Source organism: Novosphingobium sp. BF6 (assembly GCF_058273105.1).
In genome coordinates this window covers 1980069-2004156 of record NZ_CM177775.1, presented here as the reverse complement: position 1 = coordinate 2004156, position 24088 = coordinate 1980069, and the positions used below count along the sequence as shown (strand labels likewise).

The window sequence follows — 24088 nt, the reverse complement described above, 5'->3', positions numbered from 1 at the left end:
CAAGACAGGCAATGACCGCCTGCAAGCGGGAGCCTGCCGCAAGGTTCACACACGAAATCCCACTAGACCCTGCGGCCGCGCCCGATCCCGATATCAGGGCCTCTTTCTTGCTACATGCCTGCTCATAAGCCCGGCGTCAAAGTTCCGGAGGATGCAACTCGTGGATCGTCGGCATCTCGTCGCTCTTCGTGTCTCCGATGTAAAGTTGACGCCAGGCCTTGGGCGGCATGCCGGTAAACTTCCGGAAAACCCGGCTCATATGACTCTGGTCCGCAAATCCGCATCCGACGGCAATATGCGAGACGGAAATGCTGTCGTCCCGAAGCATGTCCTTCGCTTTCGCAACCCTGCGGCTGAGCAGCCACTGATGCGGGGGCATTCCCACGGATTTCTTGAAGGAACGGGCGAAATGGGCAAGGGAAAGGCCGCATTCTTCCGCCAGGACTTCAACCGAGACATCCCCGTCGAGCGATGCCTCGATAAGTTCCCTCGCTCTACGCTCCTGCCAGACGGCAAGACCGCTGCGTGACTGCCGCGAGGTTCGCTCCTTTATTCCATAGCGCTGCGCGACATGAGAGCAGAGCGCCCAGCCGAGATGTTCCAGGAACAGGCGATTGGGCTCGTTCGGATTGTCGAAGATCGGCCAGATCGCGTGCGCCAGTCGGTGGAGCTGTCGATCTTCTATGGGTTCACCGGGGATCCCATCGAGGTTGCCGACCTCGATCGGCCGCTCGTTCATGAGCGCGATGCCGAAAGCCCGGCGATCTACGTGGAAGTTCACGCAAGCGAATGCCGACCGTAGATTCGCTTGCCAGGTCTTACGATAATCGAAGAAAGCGCTATGCCCGGACGGTTGCCGCCGAAACGCCAACTTATGGCCGTTCAGAAAGATTTCCCCTTCATAATCGGCCATCTGAACATTGATCATGAAGGCGTCTTCAGTGAGATGGGGATCGCTCATTCCTACCCCGCATCCGGAACGCAAGCGTGCGACACCGATCGGAAAGCCTCCCGGTCCCTTGAAACTGATGCTGGAGGCATCCTTCACGCGCAGGAACGTCTGCGAACGATTGCTGCCTGTATCGGTTTGCCTGTCCATGGTCGATCCGGAGTCCTTGGCGTTGCGACGAGACGGCGCGGATATGCCCTAAATTATCCATGAGCAGAATACCCGCGTCCTCCCCCCAATATTGGGGGGAGCCGTGTGGATTGTCTCCGCACAAGTCCAGCGGTATCCGAAAGTGAATGCAAGGAGGCGAACGGGATTTGATGCGAGAGGACAAGATCCGCATTGTCGTTGCGGACGATCATCCCCTCATCCGGCGCGGTGTGCGGGCGGTGCTCTCGATGGTCGCTGATGTGCTTGTCGTCGGCGAGGCCGAAGATGGCGCCCAGGCCGTCGAGCTCTATCGCACGCTCCTGCCGGACCTCATTCTGCTCGATCTGCAAATGCCCAACGTGGACGGCATCGAAGCGATCGAGCAGATCAGGCAGGAGTTTCCGCAGGCCAAGATCCTGGTGCTCACGACTTACTCGGGCGACGCCCAGGCCTTGCGCGCGTTGCGGGCCGGGGCGCTGGGCTACATTCTCAAGAGCAATCTGCATGACGAACTGATCGAGGCGATCCAGTCGGTTCACGGGGGCCGGGAATTTCTCAGCGCGGAAATCATCTCCCAGATCGCCCGGCACCAGGGCAACCAGCAACTGACCGACCGGGAACGCAGCGTCCTGACGCTTGCCGCTGCCGGAAATTCCAACAAGCGGATCGCCTCCAGCCTCGAAATCTCCGAGGAAACGGTGAAAGGCTACATGAAGATTATTCTGAGCAAGCTGGATGCCGTGGACCGCACCCATGCCGTGACGATCGCTCTCCGGCGGGGAATGATCGACCTCTGACCGGCGACATAGCCGCTGCCTGACCGGTTACATCGGCCGATCGATCCACCACCTCGGCAGACTGCAACAGCGGACGGAGCAGGGCGGTTCATGCCGCGCAGGGCAAGGCTGGTGATCTCAGCGTCGATGCAGGACCGCGCGCAGCTGAACGAGCGTGGCGATGGCGGCAAGGGAAATGCCCAGAGTCGCAACCGCGGTCCAGCCACCGGAGTTCCAGGCGACGGTCGCTGCGGCCGCTCCGGCGCCGCCGCCCAGGAACATCGCCCCCATGAAGATCGTGTTGAGTCGGGCGCGGGCCTCGGGGCGTAGCGCGTAGACGATATGCTGATTGGAGACGAGCACGCTCTGAACCGCGAAGTCGAGCAGGATACAGCCGATCACCAGTCCCGCGATCGATCCCCAAAATCCGAAGATCGCCCAGGAAAGGACCGTCAGCATGGTGCCGCCCAGGATCGCCATGTGCGGGCCGCGACGGTCGGCGATCCTGCCAGCGATCGGGGCGGCAAGGATACCGACCGCGCCGACTACACCGAACAGACCGGCCACTTCGGAACCGAGGCCGAAGGGGGGCTGTTCCAGGCGCAGGGCAAGAATCGTCCAGAAGGCAGTGAAGGCACCGAACAGCAGAGCCTGCGTATAGGCCGCGAGGCGCAGCTCGCGGAACTCCCGCCAAAGGTGAACGAGCGAAACGAGCAGGCACGCATAGGTACTGCGTCCTTCGGGAACGCTGCGGGGCAGGGCCACGGCCATCAGCCCGCCCGCTCCCAAAGCCAGCGGTACGCCGAGCCAGAACATCGCGCGCCAGCCTTCATGCGCTGCGACGAAACCGGACAGGGTACGGCTCAGCAGGATACCGCAGAGTACACCCGACATGACGGTGCCGACCACGGCACCGCGCCGCTCGGGCGCGGCTAGGTGGGCAGCGAAAGGCACGATCTGTTGGGCGACCGTCGATGCGACGCCGAGGATCAACGAGGCAATCAGCAACATGACAGCCGATGGCGCCAACGCGGCACCGACGAGGGCTATCGCCAGAACGGCGAATTGCGCGACGATCAGGCGGCGTCGCTCGACCAGATCGCCCAACGGCACCAGGGCGAACAGGCCGACGGCATAGCCGAGCTGGGTTGCAGTGGGCACCAGTCCTGTCAGCCCGCCAGGAAGCTCGCGCTCGATTACGCCGAGCATGGGCTGATTGTAATAGATGTTCGCCACGGCCAGTCCGGACGAGACCGCCATGGCAAACATCAGTCCTGAACCGATTTGTGTCGAAGCGGGCGCCTCGGATGGGAGTGCGGATACCTTGCTCATGGTCTTGCCTCTGCGACAATGCCCTGATGCCGGTCCTTAATGCGTTCCGGGGCGGGGCGTGATTGAACGGCAAGTATGGGGAAGCATCAGGTTCAGGCGTAGATATACGATCGGTTATGTCGGCCTGACGGAAAGCGTGATGATGAGCTTCGATGATCCGGAGGCCTTAGTCCGAGGTGGCGTCCGTAGGCAGGTCTGGCAGTTGAAATCCATGGCGATCAGCCGGGCCACGGCGCTTCACGGCTGAGCGAGCAGGCAGTGGGCGGTAGTCGCGATGAGCGTGGTCATGATGAACTACGACCCAGAACGAGTTCGCCTTCTTCCTCTCCGTCCCAATAGTGCGCCCGTTCGCCCGCGACTTCGATCAGCACGATGCCCGGCGTCTCAGGACCTTCCGGCCACCAGCGATCGAGGCCGTCTGTCCAGTGCCGGGCAAACGCAGATTTGTCGCGAACAAGCCTGGCATGGCCTTCGACGGCGAGGAAGAAGGGTCTCTGACCGAGTAGCCCGGACTTGCCCTGATAGGACAAAGTGACCTGGGGGTCGGCCGCGATGTCGGCGACCATCAGCGCGCTTTCTTCGGTGAAGAACCAGGCGGTGCCGTCATAATCGACTTCGCGGTTGTTGCTCATCGGCCGCGCTGCGATTGCTCCGCCTTGCGTATGGGTCGCGAGCATTGCGAAGTCGATGTCTTTCATCTTGCCGGAAAGCTCTGCAAGGGACCATGTCATCGGGATTATCCTCTTCCGGTTATACTTCAGACAACGCACGACGCGTGTATTCGATGCGCGAACGCTGAGGGGAAAATGCCTCGACAAGGCCCTCGGATCGCACGGTTCAGGCCAGATCTCGGATCTTGGGTTCACGCGCCCAGTGTCGGCTGGCTCCGACCTTCTGGAACGCGTCGATCGGCACGATGCCCTCGTCCTTCTCTACACCCGCCTTATCGAGAATGACCTGGGTGCCGCGACAGTGTGCGATGGTCTTGCAGTGACCATAGGCATCCATGAACCATTGAACCGCAGCCCCTTGCATGGCCAGTTTCTCCGCCGCCTCAGGCATGAGGATCGAAGCGATCGCGTCGAAAAGGACGGACGGCGAACCCGCGAGTTGCCCGTCCGCCTCCAGCGTGCCGCCCTTCAGCTTCATTCCGCCGACTTTCGGAGCCACCAGGAAGGCAGTACCGCCAGCCGTTTCGATTTCACTCTTGAGCTTGTCGATGGCAGCCTTGTCCGATCCCTCGTCGAAGAGAATGGCGATCTTTCTTCCGTCCAGCGTATCGAGAGCATTCTTCTGGATCGACAGGGCGTCGGAAGGCGCCATCTCGACCGGCTCCCGCGCGGCGGGGGCCTTCTTCGGCAATGTGAGAGCCAGCCCATCCGCAACCCTCTCCGCCAGCGTCTCGTCGACGTTGCGCAGGCGGGAGATCACCCGCTCGCGAACGTGAGCAAGAGCGACTTTCGAAAGTTCGAACACGATGGCGGAGGCGATATGCGCCTGTTCGCTTTCGGTCTGCGAGCAGTAAAAGAGCCTCGCCTGACTGTAATGGTCGGCGAACAGCTCCGCGCGGATGCGCAGCTTGTTCTCGGGCTCATTGCGCTCGGCATTTTCCGTAAACGTCGAAAAGCCGCTCTGCGGATCGGCGCGTGGGCCGCCGTTCTCGCCTGCCTCGGCAAGGCTGTTCGGTTCGTAATTGGCGCGGCCGGTGGGGACCAAAGTCTGCATCATGCCGTCCCGCTGGAAGTTGTGGAACGGACATTTGGGCGCATTGATCGGGATCTGGTGGAAGTTCGTCGTGCCAAGCCGCGACTTCTGGGTATCGAGATAGGAGAACAGCCGGCCCTGCATGAGCGGGTCGTTGGTGAAGTCGATTCCCGGTATGATGTTGCTGGGCAGGAAAGCGACCTGCTCGGTCTCGGCGAAGAAATTATCGACGTTGCGGTTGAGCGTCAAACGGCCGACGATCTCGACCGGAATGTCCTCTTCCGGGATGAGCTTGGTAGCGTCGAGCACATCGTACGGCTGCTGCGCGGCCCATTCCTCGTCGAAAACCTGCACGCCGAGATCCCAGGCCGGGAAATTGCCCGAGGCGATCGCCTCGAACAAGTCGCGGCGGTGGAAGTCCGGATCGGCACCCGCGATCTTCACGGCTTCGTCCCAGACCAGCGATTCCAGTCCGAGAACCGGCTTCCAGTGGAACTTGACGAACTTACCCTCGCCGGATGCGTTGACGAAGCGGAAGGTATGGACGCCGAACCCCTGCATCATGCGAAGGGAACGGGGAATGGCCCGGTCCGACATGGCCCACATGATCATGTGCATCGTCTCGGGCATCAGGGACACGAAGTCCCAGAACGTATCGTGTGCCGAGGCCGCCTGGGGATAGCCGCGATCGGCCTCCATCTTCACCGAATGGACGAGGTCGGGGAATTTCATCGCGTCCTGGATGAAGAAGACCGGGATGTTGTTTCCAACCAGGTCCCAGTTGCCTGCATCGGTATAGAACTTGACCGCAAATCCGCGCACGTCGCGCGGCGTATCGACGGATCCGGCGCCCCCTGCGACCGTCGAGAAGCGCACGAAGACCGGGCAGTTCTCCCCTTTCTTCTGAAATATCGATGCCTTGGTCAGTTCCGGAATGGCCTTGGTGCATTCGAAGACGCCGTGAGCGCCCGAGCCGCGCGCATGAACGATGCGTTCGGGAATGCGCTCGTGATCGAAGTGGAAAATCTTTTCGCGCAGGACGAAGTCTTCCAGAAGCGTTGGCCCACGCTCGCCAGCTTTGAGGCTGTTCTGGTTATCCGAAATGCGGTGGCCGAAATTATCGGTGAGATAATCCTCCGGCGCGGCACGCGCGGGTTTCAGGTCCTGATGGGTTTCTCCGCCATTGCCGACGTGATCGTCATGCTGCGGTTTTCCCGAGCCGGGTTGATGATTGCCGAGCGTCTGGGACGTGGCAGGGGATGCGGCGGGATTTGGGGACGTGTCGCGGGTTGCCATGGAAGCTCCTCGGGGAAGTCTTGCTTGCCGTTTTCAACCGGCTTGGCGAGCTAGGGTTCCTGCATCCCAACGCCAGCGATCGGCCCTGCGCCCGGACGAAAGCGGTTTGGGCTGAGCCGGGAACCCGGTAGCCGATACTGGCCTCGCTTCGATCAAGCGCCGTTTTCGGGTTCTCCGGCACGGGGATCGAGACCCGCCTCATCGGCACGGATAAAACTGATCTTGCCTTCCGGCTCCAGGATCGCCCAGGCAACCTGATCGAGACGGGAAATGCCCGCCAGCCGCATTTCGGTCGCCAGTTCGTCGCGGTCGATCCGCTCCGATTCCAGATTACGATCGAGCAACTGGCCGTGCCTGACAAGGACGACCGGAGCGCTCTGCAGCAGACGCCGCGCGCGGATCGAGTGATGGCCGACCAGCCCCAGCAGCAAGCTCCAGCCCGCGAACGTCACGATGGCAAGCGTTGCGCCGGTAAGAGAGAAATCCTGATGGGTGACGCCCTGCTGGATCAGGTCCCCCATGACAATCAGCGACACCAGTTCGAACGGGGCCATTTGCCCGAGTTCCCGCTTTCCCATGAGCCGCAGCAGGACGTACATCACACCGAACATGACCGAGGCACGGATGACGATTTCCATCAGGGCAGGACCGTCAGTGTCATGGGGATCGTGGCAATTTCATTTTCGCCGTCGGCGATCCGCATTGCGCCGCGCAATTGCCGAAAGGCGCGCGGCTGTATCTGTCCATCGAACTTGAGGGTGAAGGGATGTCCGGCGCGCACTTTGCCGAAATGGTAGGCGAACCGGTCATCGAGCGATTTGGCGCTCTCGGCATCCGGCACCAGGGTATCGATACTCATGGCGCGCCAGAGCGGCGTGTCGATCGCGATCACGAGATCCTCGACGTCTGTCACGGGTACAAAGCGAACTTGTGTTTCGAACCAGTTGCCGCTGCGTAATATCGCGGCATGGCGCAGCTCGATCGTTGCGCGGGGGGTGACGATCCTGCGCTCCGCATCTGGCCCGCCGCCCAGCCATCCTGCGAAAGCCGCCGCGATCAGTCCCGCAATTACGAATATGGCCAAGGGGGTCCGCCACATTGCCAGGCGGCCGGGATTACCATGCTTCGCCTCGATGCCGAACGGCCGGTCGGGCTGTCTTGGGCGGGAACGTTCCATGGTAGCCCCTGAACCCGTGAACGGGCGGCATGTTCCGGGTCATCAGCCTTTGCCTATTGGGGAAATGTTCGGCTTTTTCCGACCGACGATGAGATACCGCCATACGCCGATGGCATTGATGATCAGCAAGATCACGTTTTGCCAGCCGATCCCCTCACTGTCCGGATTCAGAAACCCCCAGGCGATCAGGGCGAGCGAACTGGAGACGAAGATCGCCATTGCCGTCCCGGTCCAAATCCTGCCGAGGTTCAGCGAGACCAGCAGCGAGGCCAGAACGGCGGCACCTGCGCCGTAGTATTGCAGGATGTCTCTCACTTCGATCATCTCCCGAGAACGATCCGCCATTGGAGATTTTGGCATTCACGCCATGCAGCCTTGAAATTCGCAAAGCTCCACTCCGGAAATCGACTTTGTCCAACGCTGTTCCCGTTGAACTCCGCTCTACGGAAAGGTGGCGAAACGATCGAAGTTGCACGCGGCGAAGGAACCGGGAGGGGCATCGCGAATTGTTTCGCCGGACCCATCACCGACGCAGGGGGCTTATGAAATCTTCGACACGCGCCGCGCCGTTCCGGAAGTTTTTCTTGCACAGCGATCGCGGGGTAAATCCATGACTTTCGCCTTTGCCAAGCCAGAGCGGCAGCAGCATGAACTGGGCGCCGAGTTTACCGGGGACGGAACCCATTTCGCGATCTTTTCCGAAAATGCCGAAGCCATGGAACTGTGCCTGTTCTCGCCCGACGGTACGGAAGAACTGGCGCGGCTGGAAATGCCGAGCCGTGAAGGATCGATCTTTTCGGGGTACGTGCCGGGTGCGAAGCCCGGCCAGCTCTACGGCTATCGCGCCCACGGTCGCTACGAGCCGGAGCAGGGCCACCGCTTCAATCCCAACAAGCTGCTGCTCGACCCTTACGCCCGCGAAATCGCCGGCGCCCTGCAATGGGACGATGCGCTCTGGGGGTACGATCTTTCGACCGGGGACGACCTCACTTTCGACGGGCGCGATTCCGCGTCGTTCATGGTCAAGGGTGTGGTGCAGGACCCGGCTTTCGACTGGGAGGGAGACAATTCCATCCGTCGCCCCTGGGGGGAGACTCTGGTCTACGAAGCCCATGTGCGCGGGCTGACGATGAGCCACCCGGACGTTCCCGAGGAACTGCGCGGAACTTACGCGGGCATGGTCAGCCCGCCGATCCTCGATCATCTGCTGAAGTTGGGCGTTTCCGCGATCGAACTGCTCCCCTGCCAGTTCTTCCTCGACGATCGCATGTTGCTGGACAAGGGCCTGTCCAATTACTGGGGCTACCAGACGCTCGGCTATTTCGCGCCCGAGCCGCGCTATCTCGGTCCGATCCGTGGGAAAGCGCCCGCTATTCGCCAGTTCAAGGACATGGTGAAGCGCTTCCACCTGGCGGGCATCGAGGTCATCATGGACGTGGTCTACAACCACACAGCCGAAGGCTCCGAACGTGGGCCGACGCTGTGCTTCAGAGGCCTCGACAACGCCAGCTACTATGCCCTCTCGCCCGAAAACCCGCGCTACAGTTTCGACCAGACCGGCACCGGCAATACGCTCAGCGTTGCGCACCCGATGGTCATTCGCATGGTCCTCGATTCCTTGCGCTACTGGGTGCAGGCCATGCATGTCGACGGGTTTCGCTTCGATCTGGCCTCGACGCTAGGCCGTGAGGCCATGGGCTTCGACCGGGAGGGCGGGTTCTTCGATGCGATCCGACAGGACCCGATCCTCTCCGGCGTAAAGCTGATCGCCGAGCCGTGGGACGTGGGCAGCGGCGGCTATCAGGTTGGCGGTTTTCCCTATCCGTTCCGGGAATGGAACGACAAGTTCCGCGACACCGCACGCGGCTTCTGGCGCGGCGATCCGGCGCTGGTCGGCGATATGGCCAACCACCTGATCGGCTCGCCGGAACAATTCAACCATTCCGATCGCGGGGCGACGTCCTCGGTCAATTTCCTTGCCGCACATGACGGTTTCACCTTGCTCGACACGGTCTCCTACAACGACCGCCACAACGAGGCGAACGGCGAGGGGGGGAGCGACGGGCACGACAACAATCTCTCCGACGACATGGGAGCCGAAGGCCCGACCGAGGATCCGGGTATCGTCGAGGCTCGCGCGCGCCGTCGCCGCGCAATGCTGGCAACACTGCTGCTCAGCCAGGGCGTACCGATGATCCTGGCCGGCGACGAACTGGGCAACAGCCAGAAGGGCAACAACAACGTCTATTGCCAGGACAACGAGACTGCCTGGATCGACTGGGCGGCCAAGGACGACGATCTGCTGGACTTCTGCACACGCATGATCGGATTCCGACGCGACCATCCGGTGCTCTCGCAGGACAATTTCCTGAGCGGTGAGCCGCGCGAGGACGGCCGCATCGAGATCGCCTGGCATCAGCCGGACGGCCGCGTGATGGACGCTGAGCTATGGGGTCAGGCCGAACTGCGCGTCCTGGGCTTCTTTCTCGGTTATTCCGCGCAGGAGGCTTTCGTCGAGGGCGAGCGGCCGTTGTTCATCGTGCTCAATGCCGGAGACGAAGTCACCTTCACCCTGCCGGAGCATAAAGGTATCGCGCAGTGGCATCGGGTGCTTGATACCGCGCGCGGGGACGCCTTTGCGCCCGAGGCGGTGGAGAACGGCACGGCGATCGTTCCTGCCGCCAGCGTCAGCGTCTTTGCGCCGGAATGAGCGGCCTGTCCCATTTTGCCAAGTCGTGGGGTGCTGAGCCGCTGCATGGCGGGCGCTGGCGCTTCAGCCTCTGGGCGCCAGAGGCGAAGGCAGTTTCGGTAGTGCTCGCCGGCGGCCCCACCGCGCTGACAGGTGAGCCGGGCGGCTGGTGGCGCGTCGAAGCCGCGGCCTCGCCGGGTGAAGCCTATAGCTTCCTGCTCGATGGAAACGCTTATCCCGATCCCGCGTCTCGCGCGCAGCAGGGCGATGTCCACGGGCCTTCGCTGCTGGTCGACCCCGGCGGCTTCGCATGGCAGAGCGCGTGGAGCGGCCTGCCGTGGAGCGAAGCGATCGTCTACGAACTGCATCTCGGTACTTTCACCGAGGCAGGCACGTTTGCCGCTGCCGAAGAAGAACTACCCCGCCTTCGCGACGCTGGTATCACTCTGGTGGAACTCATGCCGGTCGCCCAGTTCGACGGGCGGCGAGGCTGGGGATACGACGGCGTGCTGCCCTATGCACCGCATAACGCCTATGGCGCGCCGGACGATTTTCGGCGTTTCGTCGACAGAGCCCATGCGCTGGGCATGGGCGTGCTGCTGGACGTCGTCTACAACCACCTCGGTGCTTCGGGGAACTACCTTGCAGCCTGGTGTCCCCCGTTTTTCCATGCCGGGCGCCGCTCGCCCTGGGGGCAGGGGATCGCCTACGAAATCCCCGCCGTGCGCGACTACTTCATCGAGAACGCGCTTTACTGGCTGACCGAGTATCGACTCGACGGGCTGCGGCTCGATGCGGTCCATGCCATCGAGGATCATTCCGCCGTCCATTTCCTCGACGAGTTGGGCGCGCGCGTGCGAGCCGGGGAATGGGATCGCCCGATCCACCTCGTCACCGAGGACGAACGCAACCTCGCGCGCTATTTTGTCCCCGACGCGCCGTTCGACGCGACCTGGAACGACGACTGGCATCACGCAGTGCACTGCCTGCTCACCGGCGAGGACGAGGCCTACTATGCACCGTTCGCCGTCGATCCGCTGGCCGATATCGAGACGGCCCTGCGCGACGGTTATGTCGAGCAGGGGCAGGCCCGCCCGACCTCGGGGCATCCCCGCGGGGAGCCTTCCGGCGCCTTGGCGCGCACCGTCTTCGTGAACTTCCTCGGCAACCACGACCAGGTCGGCAACCGAGCACGGGGGGAGCGCTTGCACCAGCTCGTCGCCGACCGCACGGCGCTTCGTGTCGTCACCGCGCTGACCCTGCTCGCGCCGTTCGTGCCGATGCTGTTCATGGGGGACGAGTTCCTCACCGAGGCGCCATTCCTGTTCTTCGCGGACTTTACCGGAGATCTCGCCCAGGCTGTGCGCAAGGGCCGTGCCGAGGAATTCGCGCAGTTCGAAGCCTTCGGCGGCGAAGTGCCCGATCCGATCTCGCCCGAGACGTTCGCAGCCTCGAAGATAGGCCGTCCGCTGCACAAGGAGCAACTGGAGCACATGCGCTTCATCGGCGAACTTCTTACCCTGCGCCGCGCCCAGATCATGCCACTGCTGGCCGCGAATGCCTCGCCGCAAGTCACGGTGGAACGGGAGGGCGCCGCGATCGATGCTGTCTGGGATTTTGGAGAGGCACGGCTGGCCCTGCGCGCCAGGCTTGGCGAAGGAAAATTCGAACCCCACGACGATCCGCTTCTCGTCATCACCGAAAGGGCAAGTCCTTTCGCCTTTTCCATAGCTCTCCTTGCCGAGATCCGCGCATGACCGGTTCCCCTCCTTTCGTCGCCACCTACCGTCTGCAACTCCGCAACGGTGTGGACCTCGGTCAGGCGCGAGACTTGCTGCCCTGGCTGAGCGAGCTGGGAGCAAGCCACCTCTATCTTTCGCCGCTCTTCCATGCCGCCTCGGGTTCGACCCACGGATACGACGTCATCGATCCCAATGCCGTCGATCCCGTGCTCGGCGGAGAGGCGGCCTTCATCGCCCTCAGCGATGCGGCGCGGACGGCGGGGATCGGCCTGGTGCTCGACATCGTGCCCAATCACATGGCGTTCACTCCGGAAAATCCCTTTGTCGCCGATATCCTGCGCCATGGCCGGGACAGCCGGTTCGCCCGCGTCTTCGACATCGACTGGGAAAAGGGGCCACTGCATTTCCCGGTGCTGGACGGCATGGTCGAGGACGTACTCGAAAGCGGGCAGATCGCCCTGGTCGGGACCGCGCAGGACCCCGCTCTGGCGATCTATGCCGAGGCCTATCCGCTGCGCCCGACGCCGCTGGCTCGGCAACTGGTGGAAGAAGGCGTGCTCGACGCGTCGAACCTGACAGCGCTGCTTTCCGAACAGTGGTGGTCGGTGGGGGATTGGCGCGAGACGGCGGATGCGATCATCCATCGCCGCTTCTTCAACATCACCGGCCTGATCGGCGTGCTGCAGGAAGGCCCTCGCGTCTTCGAACTGACGCACCGCTGGATCGTGGATCAAGTCCGCGCCGGGCGTGTCCAAGGCCTCAGGGTGGACCATATAGATGGGCTGGAACGCCCCGGCGACTATCTGCAGCGGCTGCGCGAAGCGGTGGGAACGGTGCCGGTCTGGGCAGAGAAGATCGTCAAGCCGGGCGAGGATATCCCCGAGGCCTGGCCGATCGAAGGGATGACCGGCTACGAGTTCATGACCCCGGTAACCCGCCTGCTGACGAATGGCACAGGCCTTGCCGTTATGCGGGACGCAGCCGCCGGAGCCGTCCCCGCGGACATGCAGGCGGAAGTGCGAGCGGTCCGCAGGCAATTGCTCGGCGACGCGCTTGCCCCCGAACTGCGGCGCGTGGAAGCCGCTGCCTCCGCGGCGATGTCAGCTCCGGCCCAAACACCTATCGGGGTTGCCGAAGCCGTCGCAGATCTGGCGGTGAACTGGCCGGTCTATCGTTCCTATGCAGCGGACGGCTGTCCGCTCGCCCCCCGGTTCGAGGCGCTGCGCGCTCCCGGTTTGCCGGGCACCTTGATCGACTTGCTGCATGGTGCCGAAAACGACACTGAAAAGGGTGGGACAGCTCGCGACTTTGCAGGTCGGTTCGAACAATTGACCGGCGCCCTGACAGCCAAGTCTGAGGAAGACACCGTGTTCTTCCGGATGATCGCCTATCTTCCTTTCTGCGAGGTGGGTGCGGAGCCGGATTTGACGACGATGACGGTCGGGCAATTTTCAAGGGTCATGCAGGAACGGTCATCGCAATGGCCGCTTGGCCTGAATACACTTTCGACACACGACACCAAGCGCTCCGCCGATGCGCGCGCGGCGGTCGTCGCGCTGAGCCATTTTCCGGGCTTGGCCGCACGATTGCTGAGCGCGGCCGGGGAACGCGCAAAGAGCCATGACCTCCCGCCACGCTGGGGGCTCTATGCCCTGCAATCGGCGCTGATGCTGCGCGGCGAACCGGCTGCTTCCGAGCGCCTGTCGGCACACCTGTCGAAAGCGATGCGCGAGGCAAAGGACTTGTCGCAGCACGAGGCTCCAGACGAGGAAGCCGAAAGCCGACTTGCCGATCTCGGCCGCGAACTGCTGGACGCTGTCGCAAAGGGGGAGGGCGGGGAGGCCGATGAATGGAGTCTGTTCGAACGACTCCGCGAACAGATCGTGCTCGCGCACGTCGTGCTCCAACTGACGGCACCAGGAATTCCCGACATCTATCAGGGCTGCGAACTGCTGGCCTCGAATCTCACCGACCCTGACAATCGCCGCGCGGTCGATTTCGCCAGGCTCACACAGGACGAAAGCCCTTCCTCGCTTTCAGCACGTAAACGGAACCTTACCCGTAGGCTCCTTCATCTGCGCCGGGGCTATGCGGACCTCTTCACACGGGGCGATTATGCCCTGATCGAGGAACCCGATTGCTGGCGCATCGTTCGGACGATCGGAAGCAAGGTGGTCGTGGTGGAAATGCCTCTGCCACACGGAACTTCGCCGGACGAGTGGCAGATCAGCGTCTTCGAGTGAAAGGTCATTGTCGTAGCAATGCCTTGACCGCTGCGATGTCCGGGCCGACGACCCGGATCGCACTTTCGAGCTGGGTCCGATCAAGCTGCAGGCGGGCAGTCCAGTAAGCCACCTCGCGCTCGTCATGAAGCGATATTCTGGAACAATCCAGCGGTACGGCTCCGGCCTTGTTATCCGGCATCACAATGCTCCTTGTCACGCAAGACCAACGCGCGAGCGCATGCTCCGATCCTGACACGGCCAATTCAATCTTTCGCTCTCAGCGCCCCCAGTACCAAAACGCGGTAACTGCGTTCGCGGACGCCGCGGGGTTCGGCCAGTCTCATGCGTTCGAGCGCTTCGGTTTCCTCCGCGTGAAGATCGGTGACGGCAATTCCGCGCGCCATCACCCCTGCCAGAGCGGTGGGGCGATGTGCGACGTCCGACAAAAACCGAAGTGCAGGCAAAAGGCGCTGCTCCACGGCAGTAAAGTCGGTGCCGAACGGATAGGGCGTGAATTCGGTGCCGGGGAGGGTCGATTGCAACCGATCGGGTAAATTGTTGCGATGGATCTCGTCGGGCATCCAGTCCGCCGCGAGCTTGCCTGCCTCGCGCGCGGCATCCATCAGTTCGTCCTGGAAGCGGCTGTCGGCGATGGCGACGAGGCGTTGGATCACCCGTTCGTCGCTCATGCCGCGCAAATCCGCGATCCCGTATTCGGTCACCACGATATCGCGCAGATGGCGCGGGATCGTCTCGTGGCCATAGGACCACACGATGTTGGAACGAAGTTCGCCTTTGTGTAGGCGGGTGGCGGGAAGCGTGATGATCGAGCGAGCGCCTTCCAGTTCCAGCGCCTGGGCGACGAAATTGTACTGCCCGCCGACACCGCTGACCACGCGCCCGTCCTCCAGCCCGTCCGAGACCGTCGCGCCCAGCAGCGACACCATCATCGCGCTGTTGACGAAGCGGGCGTCCACGCGGGCGGTGCGTTTGGCCTGCTCGTCTCCGTAGAGCGCGTTGATCCAGGAAATCCCGCGCATGTGAATGCGGCTGCGGGTGTCCTCGTCCATCTCGCGCAGGGCGGCGTAGAAACTGCGCGGGCCGACGAAGAAACCGCCGTGCAGTAAGGCCCCTTCGACCTCGCGCTTGAGGATTCCCGCGCGCAGCAGTTCGAGGAAGCCGTCGACCAGCATCTCTGTCGGCGCGTAAAGGCCCTGCTCGAAGGGCGTCGTTTCGGCGGGCAGGCGCGTTCCGGTCGTGAGGTCTTCCAGAATGGAAGCAAAGCGCTCCGGGCCGCGATGTCTTCGGATAAGGGCATCGGCCACGGCATCCCCGATCTCGCCGATGCCGATCTGCAACGAGCCGCCGTCGGGGACCAGCGAGGCGACGTGCATGCCGATCGCATGTTGCGCCATGCCGATCGGCTGCTTGGGCGGGCCGAACAGCGGGAAGCGGGTGTCCTCGCTGTCGAGGATCATGGCGAAACGGTCGGCAGGGAGTTCGGCGGGGCCGGTCATGAACGGAAGTTCGTCGTTGACCTGGCCGACCAGCAGGAAATCGGCCTTGCCGGCATCGCGCGCCGCCAGCAGATCGAGCGTCATGTCGGTGTTGCAGCTCAGGCTGAAGCGGTCGCCCCGGCATGCGACGATCTGGGCAATGACATTGACGCCCTGATCGATCAGACAGCGCATCGCATGGGTATAATTGACCGAGATGTAGCTGCGCTGCGCCGCTTCGGTGTCGAGGCGGCTCCCGGCCTGGAAGAAGAATTCGTTGACTTCGATGTTGGACGGCATGTCTCCGGTACGCTGGGCCGCGGCATAGGCGAATTCGGGATAGCCGCCCATGGTCCGCTCGAACACGGGCTTGAGGAAACGGCGCTCCAGTTCGCTGCCGAGCGGTGGTGGCTCCAGCGTCAGCGCGGTGAAGATCGAGAGGCTGATGGCGGGATCGGCGCGGGCCATCTCGAACAGGGCGTTGGCGATATGGGGCGCCTTGCCCAGCCCCAGCGGCAGGCCGAGGACCACCCGTCCGCCGGTATGCTCGACGATGCGCCGCGCGACCTCTTGCGGGTCGGACAGGAAAAGGCTCACCGCAGGACGTCCCATCCTGTGTCGGGAGCGAAGCGGGCGCCGTGCCGATCTTCCAGCGCGCGGAGCGTGGTAACGACTTCCTCGACCCCGCGTTCCCTCGCGTAATGGATCGGCCCGCCTCTGAAAGGCGCGAAGCCGGTGCCGAAGATCATTGCCGCATCGATCACGTCGGGATCGTCGCTGACCTTTTCACGCATCACCGCGACGGCAGTATTGACCATCGGCAGAATGAGCCGATCGGCCAGTTCCGGATCTGGCGGCTCGGCCTTGGCTTTGACCGGCTTGCCATCGCGCCAGACGTAGATGCCCCTGCCGGTCTTGCGCCCCTTGTCGCCTGCCGCGACTTTGTCGGAAAGCCACTGCGGCGCGTCCGGCAGCGGCCAGCCCAGTTCGCGCTTCAGCATCGCGGCCACGTCCAGCGCCACGTCGAGCCCGACCTGGTCGGCCAGTTCCAGCGGTCCCATCGGCATGCCGAAATCGGTGGCGGCGCGGTCGATGGTTTCGGGAGCGAGGCCTTCGTCCATCAGGATCAGCGCTTCGGCCAGATAAGGCGTCAGGATGCGGTTGACGATAAAGCCCGGCGCGCTGCGGGCCGGGGCGGGCAGCTTGCCGATCCGGCCGACGAAAGCACGCGCCGCCGCTTCCACTTCGGGCGCGAGTTCGTCGTGCGCGATCACTTCGACCAGATCGAGACGCGAAACCGGGTTGAAGAAATGGATGCCGACAAGCCGCTCCGGCCGCGCCAGTCCTTCGCGCAGTTCGGGCAGCGGGATAGACGAGGTGTTCGTCGCCAGGATCGCGTCCGGCTTCATGCGCGGCTCGATTTCGGCGTAGAGCTTGCGCTTGAGATCGGCCTTTTCCGGCGCCGCCTCGATTACGAGATCGGCCTGCGCGATGCCAAGCCCGTCCGGATCCGGGATCAGCCGGTCGAGCGCGTCGCGCAGCTTCAGGCGGTCGCCATGGGCGATCTTTTCGTAGAGCTTGGCGGCGCGAGCGAGGGCGCCGCCGATCGGCTCCGGCTTGACGTCGGAAAGGCTGGTTCGCAGGCCCTTCCATGCGCACCAGGCAGCGATATCGCCGCCCATCGCGCCCGCGCCAATGACGTGAACGTGGAGTGGGACGTGCCGGATCGGCTGCGCCGCCTCTCCCGCCAGGTCCTTGAGCTTCTGGCGCAGGACGAACACGCGAATGAGGTTCTGGGCGGTGTTCGTCAACATCAGCCGCGCGAAGGAGGCGATTTCCGCGCGCTTCATCGCGTCGAGGTCGCCGCCGTGTTCCTCCCACAAGTCGATCAGGGCGTAAGGCGCGGGGTAATGCGCGGAGGGCGCCTGCTGCTCGGCTTCGGCGCGCATCTGGCGGGCGGCGATACGACGGGCGGGTGCGCTGTCCTTGGCCCGGTCTACCAGACTTTGGTGCGCCTGCGGGAGCGTGCCTGCCACGGCCGCATCCACGGTCGCCTGGACATGGCGCTCGGGCACCACGACATCGACCAGCCCCATCGCCTTGGCCTGCCGGTCGTGGATCGTCTTGCCGGTGAGCATGAAACCCATCGCCTTGATCGGATCGCAGGTATGGGTGAAGCGGGCCGTGCCGCCGAGGCCCGGATGAAGGCCGATCTGCACCTCGGGAAAGCCGAAACGCGTGTCTTCCACCGCTATCCGCTGGGTGCAAGCGAGCGCGACCTCCAGCCCGCCGCCCATGGCATAGCCGTGCATCACCGCCACGGTGGGAAGGGCCAGTGCCGCGAGCCGGTCGACCACGGCATGGGCCGCCTCGATGCGGCTGCGGATCGCGGCTTCGTCGGTCACGCCGCGAAACTCGGCAATGTCCGCACCGGCCAGGAAGCCTTCGCGCTTGGCGGAGCGGATGACGAGCGCCTTGGGCGCGCGTTCGTCGATGCGGTCGAGGATCAGCGCGAATTCCTCCAGCACCTCCTGCGACAGGGTGTTCGCGCTGGCGCCCTGCTTATCGAGCACGGCCCAGGCGACGCCTTTGGCGTCGCGGGTCAGCGTCCAGTGGCGCAGCGCATCCGACTTGTGCGGCTGAGAGCCGAGGGTGAGATCGCGGTCCTTCAGATAGGCCCATACCGGGTCCTGCATGGTCATGCGCCTGCTCCCATACGTTCGATCAGCATGGCGCCGCCCTGGCCGCCACCGATACATTCGGTGGCAATGCCGCGCACGCTGCCGAGGCGCTCCATCGCCTGCACCAGATGAAGCGCGATGCGCGCACCGCTGGCGCCGACCGGATGGCCGAGCGAAATCGCCCCGCCATCGACATTGATGCGCTCGCGGGCGATGCTGCCCGCCGCGCCGTCGAGGCCGAGGACATTGCGGCAAAAACCTTCATCCTCCCAGGCGGCCAGGCAGGCGAGAACTTGCGCGGCAAAGGCCTCGTTGAGTTCCCAGAGGTCGATATCCCCCAGTTCCAGTCCGCCGCGCTTCAGCAGCTCCGTCGATGCCAGTACCGGGCCGAGGCCCATGATCGCAGGGTCGAGCGCCGACCATTGACTGTCGAGGATCCGGGCACGAGGCGTCAGCCCATATTTCCCGAGAGCGTCCTCGGATGCCAGGATCGTCCAGCAGGCGCCGTCGGTGATCTGCGAACTGTTGCCTGCCGTTACTTTGCCGTAGGGCGGCTCGAAGACGGGACGCAGCTTGGCCAGCTTGTCCGGCGCGCTGTCGGGCCGAACGCCGTCGTCGTGGTCGTAGACCGTGCCGTCGCGCGCGAAGGCAGGTACGAGTTCGCCCTTGAGCCAGCCCTCGGCCTGTGCCCGCGCGAGCCGCCTGTGGCTTTCCGCCGCGTAAGCGTCGGCCTGCTCGCGCGAGATATCGAAAAGATGGGCGAGCACTTCGGCGGTCTGGCCCGTGCCAAGATCGGTGATCGGATCGGTCAGCCCGCGTTCGAGCCCGACAATGGGCTTCAGGAACTCGGGCCGAAACCGCGCAGCCGCTTTCAGCTTGCCGAGCGGGCCGTCCTTGCCGCCCTGCATCGCCGCAAGCCATTCCACCGCATCCTGCCGCAGCACCAGCGGCGCGTGGCTCAGTGCCTCGGCCCCGCCTGCAAGGATCAGGTCGCTGCCGCCGTCGGCAATGTAGCGATAGGCCGTGTCCATCGCCTGCATGCCGGATCCGCAGTTGATCTGCACGGTGAAGGCAGTCGTCCCTGCCCCGCAGCCGAGCCGCAGCGCGGCGACGCGCGCCGGGTTGGCCTCGTCGGCGATGACATTGACGCAGCCGAGGATTACCTGGTCGATATCGCCCGCTGCAAAAGGCTGGCGCAGCAGCAGAGGCCGTCCGCACTGCACCGCCAGGTCGACCGGCGTAAACGGGCCGGGGCCTCCGCGCGCCTTGAGAAAAGGCGTGCGCGTGCCGTCCACGATATAGACGGGCCGGCTCATTCGGCGGCCTCGTGCAGCAGCTTGTCAGACTGGCCGGGGGAAGGGCGGACCAGCTCCTCGGGCGCGAAGTCGTCGACGGCGATGACGTCGGCAACCGCGGCGTCGGCCTCGCGGAGCCTTTCGCGCTCGCTGGCGGAAATCAGTCCCTCCGCCAGCGCCTTGTCGGCCTCGCGGATACGGGCCTGCTTCATGCGGTCGTGAATCGGCTGGGTGGCGACGGTCTTGCGGAAAGCCTCGGTCAGGCGGGCGACAGCTTCGTCCTCACCGCCGATATAGACGTTCTCGATCAGCCGGTCGCGCGCGGCGCAGGGTTCCAGCAGGATTTCGGCGCAGCGGCGCACGGTGCGGTCGGAGGGGCCATGGCGGCGACGTCCCCAGGGCATCACGAAAAGCCGCAGCATCCAGCCGACCGGACGGGCCGGGAAGTTCTCGATGATCTGCGCGAAGCTTTGCTCGATGCTCGCGAAACCGCTCTGCATGCACCAGTCGAGCAGCGGCAGGTCGTCGTCCTGTCGCCCTTCGTCTTCCCAGCGCTTGAGTGCACCCGAGAGCATGTAGAGTTCCGAAAGCACGTCTCCCAGCCGCGCCGAGAGCAGTTCGCGCCGCTTGAGTTCGCCGCCCAGTGTCAGGAAGGCGATGTCCGAGCAGAAGGCGAAGGCGGCGGCATAGCGGCTCATCTGGCGGTAATGGCGCGTCGCCTTGCCGGCCCGGGGCGCGGGGGCGAAGACGCCGCCGCTCCAGCTGCGCACGAAAGCGCGGATCGCGGTCTTGAGCGAGTGACCGACATGCTTCCACAGCACCTGGTCGAACTGCGCCAGTGCCCGTCCGCGGTCGGCATCGCCCACCGCGCGGATCTCTTCGAGCAGATAGGGGTGCGCGCGGATCGCGCCCTGACCGAAGACCATCAGGCTGCGGGTCAGGATATTTGCGCCCTCGACAGTGATGCCGACCGGAATGGCGCGGTACTGGCTGCCCATGTAGTTGCGCGGCCCCTCGATGATCGCCTTGCCGCCGTGGACGTCCATCGCATCGTTGATCACCACCCGCATCCGCTCGGTCGCGTGCAGCTTGAGGATGGAGGATATCACCGCCGGGTGATTGCCCTGGTCCAGCCCCGCGCAGGTCAGCCGCCGCGCACCGTCGAGCAGGTAGGCATTGCCGGCGATCCGCGCGAGGCGTTCCTGGATACCTTCGAACTTGCCGATCGGCAGGTTGAACTGCGAGCGAATTCGCGCGTAGGCGCCGGTCGTGTGCGCGGCGAAAGCGCCCGCCGCCGCCGAGAGCGAGGGCAGCGAGATGCCGCGCCCGGCGGCCAGCGCGCTCATCAGCATCTTCCAGCCCTGGCCCACACGCTCCGGTCCGCCGATCACGTTGCTGAGCGGGATGAACACGTCCTTGCCCGCGTTAGGGCCGTTCTGGAACGTCTGCATCGAGGGGATATGGCGGCGCCCGATCGTCACGCCCGGCAGGTCGGTAGGGACCAGCGCGACGGTAATGCCGATCTCGTCCTCTCCGCCCAGCAAATGGTCGGGGTCGCGCAGCTTGAAGGCAAGGCCGAGGATCGTCGCGACGGGGCCAAGCGTGATGTAGCGCTTGTGCCAGTTGAGGCGGATGCCGAGCACCTCTTCACCTTGCCAGTCTCCTCGACAGATCACGCCTTCGTCGATCATCGCCGCCGCGTCCGATCCGGCCTCAGGGCTGGTGAGGCCGAAAGCGGGAATCTCGCGCCCTTCGGCCAGGCGCGGTAGCCAATATTCTTGCTGCTCTGGTGTGCCGAAACGCAGGATCAACTCGCCCGGCCCAAGCGAATTGGGAACCATGGCCGTCACGGCTGCGGAAACCGAGCGGGTGGCGATCTTTCGGACGATCTCGCTATGGGCGAAATTGGAAAACCCGAGGCCTGCGTGCTCTTTCGGAATGATGATGCCGAAGAATTTCTCGCGCTTCAGGTAGTCCCAGGCCTCTGGCGGCAGGTCGTGGGTTTCCCAGGTCATGCGCCAGTCGTCGATCATCGCGCAGAGGCGGTCGACAGGGCCAGCCATGAACGCCTCCTCTTCGACCGTCAGCTTCGCGGGAGGTACGGCGAGCAAAGCTTTCCAGTCGGGATTGCCGGTGAACAGCGCGGCGTCCCACCAGGTGTTTCCGGCATCGATTGCCTCGTTCTCGGTGGCGGACAGCGCGGGCAGGGCGGATTGTACCATCGAAAGGACCGGGCGCGTCAGGACCTCACGGCGGACAGTGGTGGCAGCAGCAACGACGGGCAACATTTTTCAGGCTCCTTCTCCAGCCACTTCAACGCGTGGAGAGCGGAGATGATCCATGCGAACAAGAACCCGCCGTCAACGGTGCGGCTCGCTTCGTGCAGCCGGTAAGCCAATGAGACAATCATCGAGGCCGCCTTCGACACCGTCGGAGACCTGTTATCCCGCGCCTTCAGTGCTCGGCGTGGAGGCCGCTCTCCACGCATAGCACCTCCCGGGCCACAGCCCTTCAATGATATGCCGGAATTGCATCCGTTTGGCGTCGTATGATTTGAAAGCCCAACTGCACGCTGCCTCTCCCGTCCTGCTGCGTTGTCTGGGGCCCGCTCCACATTGCCAGAGCTAGGATTTTTACGGCCGCTCGGCTCATCTGCTGAATCGGCTGCCGTACCGTCGTAAGGTTTGGCCAAATCGAGCTGGCAAGAGGCGTATCGTCGAAACCGCAAATCGTCAGTTGGGCAGGGACACTAATCATCTGCTGATGCGCAACAGTAAGGACAGCCGCTGCCATATCGTCGTTACATGCGAAAATTGCCGTTGGCCGCGAACCTGAACCGAGTAATTTTTCGCCCGCTTCGAGACCGGATTTAAAGGAAAAATCCCCTGGAACTATAAGTTCATCATCCAACGCTATCAAATGATCGGCGTGAGCTTCCCTAAATCCTTCCAAGCGCCTTTGGCTGCCTCGATGCGCCGGGTGGCCATTGACGAATGCAATCCGTTCATGCCCCAAGGCGAATAGATGTGATGTCATTTCATATGCAGCGCGTCTGTCATCTACATAGACCCGCGGAACGTTGTCCCGCTCTCGATCCGGAGCAATAGCTACCACTGCCAGCCCTTCGGCGAGCAGTGCTTCTATCAGTTCTTCCCAATCGCAAAGCGGTGGAGGCAGGACAACACCACCAACATGCGCTGCAGCGATCTGGGAAACAACTGCCTGAGGCGTATCTCCTGGAACATAATGCTCCATCACGAGGTAGACGTGCTGGTCCGATGCCTCCTGAAGCGCCCCCAGGAGCAGTTCGCCCACGTATGCGGACGTCATGGACTCGCTGTGCAGCAGGGCGATCCTGCGAAAGTCGGTTCCCGAGAGCGCTTTGGCGGAGGCATTTGGAATGTAATGCAATTCCTTGATCGCCCGTTCGACGGCGGATTTGGTTTTTGGGCTGACCCTGATGCATGCGTTGAGAACACGTGAGACCGTCATCGGTGAAACGCCCGCACGTGCGGCTACATCCCGGATGGTTGGCGGCTTGCTTGGTTTTTTCTGCGGTACAGTCATCAAATCGGCCCGAGCCCTTATTTTGGAATTAGTCTCGGGCCGTGCCGCGGGGTTTCAACATGCCTTGCATGTCGAGCCACCGGACGAAGGCGTCGAACCAGCCAGTGCTGGTCGTGGCCTTCGGGTACATGCCGAACCCATGCCCACCGCGCTCGTAAAGGTGGAATTCCACCGGTCGCCTGGCCGCGCGCCAATCGTCGATCAGTTTGAAGTCGCGGTTACCGAACAGAGGGTCGTCCGCAGCGATGGCTGCGAACATCGGCGGAGCGTCTTTCGGCACCGCCATGCTGCCAAGCGGGCCGTAGATATTACCGATGAAGGCGGGCCTGGCGTCTTTCGTGGCCAAGGTGGTGGCCATCGTCAGCATGGCTCCGGCGGAAAACCCGATCATGCCGATGCGATCGGGATCGATGTGCCATTGTCCCGCGCGGTTGCGGATCAGCCGGAAGGCGGCGGTGGAATCGGCCAATTGGGGCGCGAGGTCCATCGCAGCGTTGTTGGCCGCGGGAAGCGGTGCGCGGGCGGCGCCGGTAAACATGTCCTGCATCGACTTTTCGAACCCGGCCATGTCGGCAGGCGTCTGGCGCAGGCGATACTTGATGACAAAGGCCGCGATGCCCTTGGCGGCGAGGGCGCGCGCGACATCGTAGCCCTCATTGTCCATCGAGAGGGTGCGGAAACCACCACCCGGTGCAACGATGATTGCGGCGCCCGATGCCTTGGCGGGATCGGGCAGGAAAGGGGTCAGCGTTGCGACGGTGACATTACGGGCGAACTCGCTGCCATATTGACGGTGCCAGCTTTCCCGGGCTGTGGCGCCTGGCAGAGGACCAGTGCCGAGTTCGATCGCGCCGGTTTGTGCCGGCGTAGCGATCGGGGTCATCTTGTCTTCCTGTGCCTGGGCAAGGCTCGGGGCGATGGCGGCGGCTACGGCGATCGCTGCCAGATGTCCCAGGCACAGCCGGTGGACCCACTGCCGGCGTGACGGGTGCTTCATTGCCTGTTTCAT

General features: G+C 63.6%; 18 protein-coding genes. 4 read left to right on the top strand and 14 right to left on the bottom strand.

What is annotated here, in order from left to right; genetic code table 11:
* Positions 1-136 precede the first annotated feature (136 nt).
* Positions 137-1099 carry a helix-turn-helix domain-containing protein gene (locus tag AC4D6D_RS09755; RefSeq protein ID WP_491325127.1) on the bottom strand — a complete coding sequence of 321 codons (963 nt, stop codon included), beginning with the start codon at positions 1097-1099 and terminating at the stop codon, positions 137-139.
* 170 nt (positions 1100-1269) lie between these two features.
* On the opposite strand from AC4D6D_RS09755, the gene AC4D6D_RS09750 reads away from it, so the two are divergent.
* Positions 1270-1896, top strand: coding sequence for a response regulator (locus AC4D6D_RS09750; RefSeq protein WP_491325126.1), 627 nt, complete (start codon positions 1270-1272; stop codon positions 1894-1896).
* Between the two features lie 117 nt (positions 1897-2013).
* Here the strand turns inward: AC4D6D_RS09750 and AC4D6D_RS09745 are convergent, their stop codons facing one another.
* The 6 genes from AC4D6D_RS09745 to AC4D6D_RS09720 form a co-directional block, all read right to left on the bottom strand.
* Positions 2014-3135: an MFS transporter gene (locus tag AC4D6D_RS09745; RefSeq protein ID WP_491325125.1), complete on the bottom strand. Its 1122-nt coding sequence runs from the start codon at positions 3133-3135 to the stop codon at positions 2014-2016.
* A 356-nt stretch (positions 3136-3491) separates the two neighbouring features.
* Positions 3492-3938 carry a pyridoxamine 5'-phosphate oxidase family protein gene (locus AC4D6D_RS09740; RefSeq protein WP_491325124.1) on the bottom strand — a complete coding sequence of 149 codons (447 nt, stop codon included), beginning with the start codon at positions 3936-3938 and terminating at the stop codon, positions 3492-3494.
* A gap of 106 nt (positions 3939-4044) precedes the next feature.
* Complete coding sequence (locus AC4D6D_RS09735) at positions 4045-6207, bottom strand: catalase (protein WP_491325123.1); 2163 nt, start codon at positions 6205-6207, stop codon at positions 4045-4047.
* 152 nt (positions 6208-6359) lie between these two features.
* On the bottom strand, positions 6360-6845 hold the full coding sequence (locus tag AC4D6D_RS09730; protein ID WP_491325122.1) for a DUF421 domain-containing protein: 486 nt from the start codon (positions 6843-6845) through the stop codon (positions 6360-6362).
* On the bottom strand, positions 6845-7384 hold the full coding sequence (locus tag AC4D6D_RS09725) for a hypothetical protein (RefSeq protein WP_491325121.1): 540 nt from the start codon (positions 7382-7384) through the stop codon (positions 6845-6847). Before AC4D6D_RS09725 ends, AC4D6D_RS09730 begins: the two co-directional genes overlap by 1 nt.
* Positions 7385-7426: 42 nt before the next feature.
* Positions 7427-7729, bottom strand: a complete 303-nt coding sequence (locus AC4D6D_RS09720) for a hypothetical protein (RefSeq protein ID WP_491325120.1) — start codon at positions 7727-7729, stop codon at positions 7427-7429.
* 265 nt (positions 7730-7994) lie between these two features.
* Between AC4D6D_RS09720 and glgX the strand changes: the two genes are divergently transcribed.
* From glgX to treY, 3 genes are read left to right on the top strand one after another with little or no spacing between them, the layout of a single operon-like run.
* Entirely contained in the window at positions 7995-10094 is a 2100-nt protein-coding gene (gene glgX, locus AC4D6D_RS09715) for a glycogen debranching protein GlgX (RefSeq protein WP_491325119.1), read from the top strand.
* Complete coding sequence (treZ, locus tag AC4D6D_RS09710) at positions 10091-11830, top strand: malto-oligosyltrehalose trehalohydrolase (protein ID WP_491325118.1); 1740 nt, start codon at positions 10091-10093, stop codon at positions 11828-11830. Before glgX ends, treZ begins: the two co-directional genes overlap by 4 nt.
* Complete coding sequence (gene treY, locus AC4D6D_RS09705; RefSeq protein WP_491325117.1) at positions 11827-14058, top strand: malto-oligosyltrehalose synthase; 2232 nt, start codon at positions 11827-11829, stop codon at positions 14056-14058. The genes treZ and treY overlap by 4 nt, the downstream gene beginning before the upstream one ends.
* Positions 14059-14062: 4 nt before the next feature.
* Here treY and AC4D6D_RS09700 read toward each other — a convergent pair whose 3' ends face one another.
* The 7 genes from AC4D6D_RS09700 to AC4D6D_RS09670 form a co-directional block, all read right to left on the bottom strand.
* A complete protein-coding gene (locus AC4D6D_RS09700; protein ID WP_491325116.1) occupies positions 14063-14239 on the bottom strand; it encodes a DUF3606 domain-containing protein in 177 nt (58 codons plus the stop codon).
* Positions 14240-14303: 64 nt separating this feature from the next.
* Positions 14304-16133: an acetyl-CoA hydrolase/transferase C-terminal domain-containing protein gene (locus AC4D6D_RS09695; RefSeq protein ID WP_491325115.1), complete on the bottom strand. Its 1830-nt coding sequence runs from the start codon at positions 16131-16133 to the stop codon at positions 14304-14306.
* Positions 16130-18238: a 3-hydroxyacyl-CoA dehydrogenase NAD-binding domain-containing protein gene (locus tag AC4D6D_RS09690; RefSeq protein WP_491325114.1), complete on the bottom strand. Its 2109-nt coding sequence runs from the start codon at positions 18236-18238 to the stop codon at positions 16130-16132. The genes AC4D6D_RS09695 and AC4D6D_RS09690 overlap by 4 nt, the downstream gene beginning before the upstream one ends.
* A complete protein-coding gene (locus AC4D6D_RS09685; protein ID WP_491325113.1) occupies positions 18235-19533 on the bottom strand; it encodes an acetyl-CoA C-acetyltransferase in 1299 nt (432 codons plus the stop codon). Before AC4D6D_RS09685 ends, AC4D6D_RS09690 begins: the two co-directional genes overlap by 4 nt.
* Positions 19530-21800, bottom strand: a complete 2271-nt coding sequence (locus AC4D6D_RS09680) for an acyl-CoA dehydrogenase (protein ID WP_491325112.1) — start codon at positions 21798-21800, stop codon at positions 19530-19532. Before AC4D6D_RS09680 ends, AC4D6D_RS09685 begins: the two co-directional genes overlap by 4 nt.
* A 223-nt stretch (positions 21801-22023) precedes the next feature.
* On the bottom strand, positions 22024-23079 hold the full coding sequence (locus tag AC4D6D_RS09675) for a LacI family DNA-binding transcriptional regulator (protein ID WP_491325111.1): 1056 nt from the start codon (positions 23077-23079) through the stop codon (positions 22024-22026).
* A 28-nt stretch (positions 23080-23107) separates the two neighbouring features.
* Positions 23108-24076 carry an alpha/beta hydrolase gene (locus tag AC4D6D_RS09670; RefSeq protein ID WP_491327232.1) on the bottom strand — a complete coding sequence of 323 codons (969 nt, stop codon included), beginning with the start codon at positions 24074-24076 and terminating at the stop codon, positions 23108-23110.
* Between the last annotated feature and the right edge of the window lie 12 nt (positions 24077-24088).

Bases quoted from the DNA above. Each gene is read 5' to 3' on its own strand.
- AC4D6D_RS09755 (WP_491325127.1), bottom strand. From the start codon at position 1,099: ATGGACAGGCAAACCGATACAGGCAGCAATCGTTCGCAGACGTTCCTG.
- AC4D6D_RS09750 (WP_491325126.1), top strand. From the start codon at position 1,270: ATGCGAGAGGACAAGATCCGCATTGTCGTTGCGGACGATCATCCCCTC.
- AC4D6D_RS09745 (WP_491325125.1), bottom strand. From the start codon at position 3,135: ATGGCGGTCTCGTCCGGACTGGCCGTGGCGAACATCTATTACAATCAG.
- AC4D6D_RS09740 (WP_491325124.1), bottom strand. From the start codon at position 3,938: ATGACATGGTCCCTTGCAGAGCTTTCCGGCAAGATGAAAGACATCGAC.
- AC4D6D_RS09735 (WP_491325123.1), bottom strand. From the start codon at position 6,207: ATGGCAACCCGCGACACGTCCCCAAATCCCGCCGCATCCCCTGCCACG.
- AC4D6D_RS09730 (WP_491325122.1), bottom strand. From the start codon at position 6,845: ATGGAAATCGTCATCCGTGCCTCGGTCATGTTCGGTGTGATGTACGTC.
- AC4D6D_RS09725 (WP_491325121.1), bottom strand. From the start codon at position 7,384: ATGGAACGTTCCCGCCCAAGACAGCCCGACCGGCCGTTCGGCATCGAG.
- AC4D6D_RS09720 (WP_491325120.1), bottom strand. From the start codon at position 7,729: ATGGCGGATCGTTCTCGGGAGATGATCGAAGTGAGAGACATCCTGCAA.
- glgX (WP_491325119.1), top strand. From the start codon at position 7,995: ATGACTTTCGCCTTTGCCAAGCCAGAGCGGCAGCAGCATGAACTGGGC.
- treZ (WP_491325118.1), top strand. From the start codon at position 10,091: ATGAGCGGCCTGTCCCATTTTGCCAAGTCGTGGGGTGCTGAGCCGCTG.
- treY (WP_491325117.1), top strand. From the start codon at position 11,827: ATGACCGGTTCCCCTCCTTTCGTCGCCACCTACCGTCTGCAACTCCGC.
- AC4D6D_RS09700 (WP_491325116.1), bottom strand. From the start codon at position 14,239: ATGCCGGATAACAAGGCCGGAGCCGTACCGCTGGATTGTTCCAGAATA.
- AC4D6D_RS09690 (WP_491325114.1), bottom strand. From the start codon at position 18,238: ATGACCATGCAGGACCCGGTATGGGCCTATCTGAAGGACCGCGATCTC.
- AC4D6D_RS09685 (WP_491325113.1), bottom strand. From the start codon at position 19,533: ATGAGCCGGCCCGTCTATATCGTGGACGGCACGCGCACGCCTTTTCTC.
- AC4D6D_RS09680 (WP_491325112.1), bottom strand. From the start codon at position 21,800: ATGTTGCCCGTCGTTGCTGCTGCCACCACTGTCCGCCGTGAGGTCCTG.
- AC4D6D_RS09675 (WP_491325111.1), bottom strand. From the start codon at position 23,079: ATGACTGTACCGCAGAAAAAACCAAGCAAGCCGCCAACCATCCGGGAT.
- AC4D6D_RS09670 (WP_491327232.1), bottom strand. From the start codon at position 24,076: ATGAAGCACCCGTCACGCCGGCAGTGGGTCCACCGGCTGTGCCTGGGA.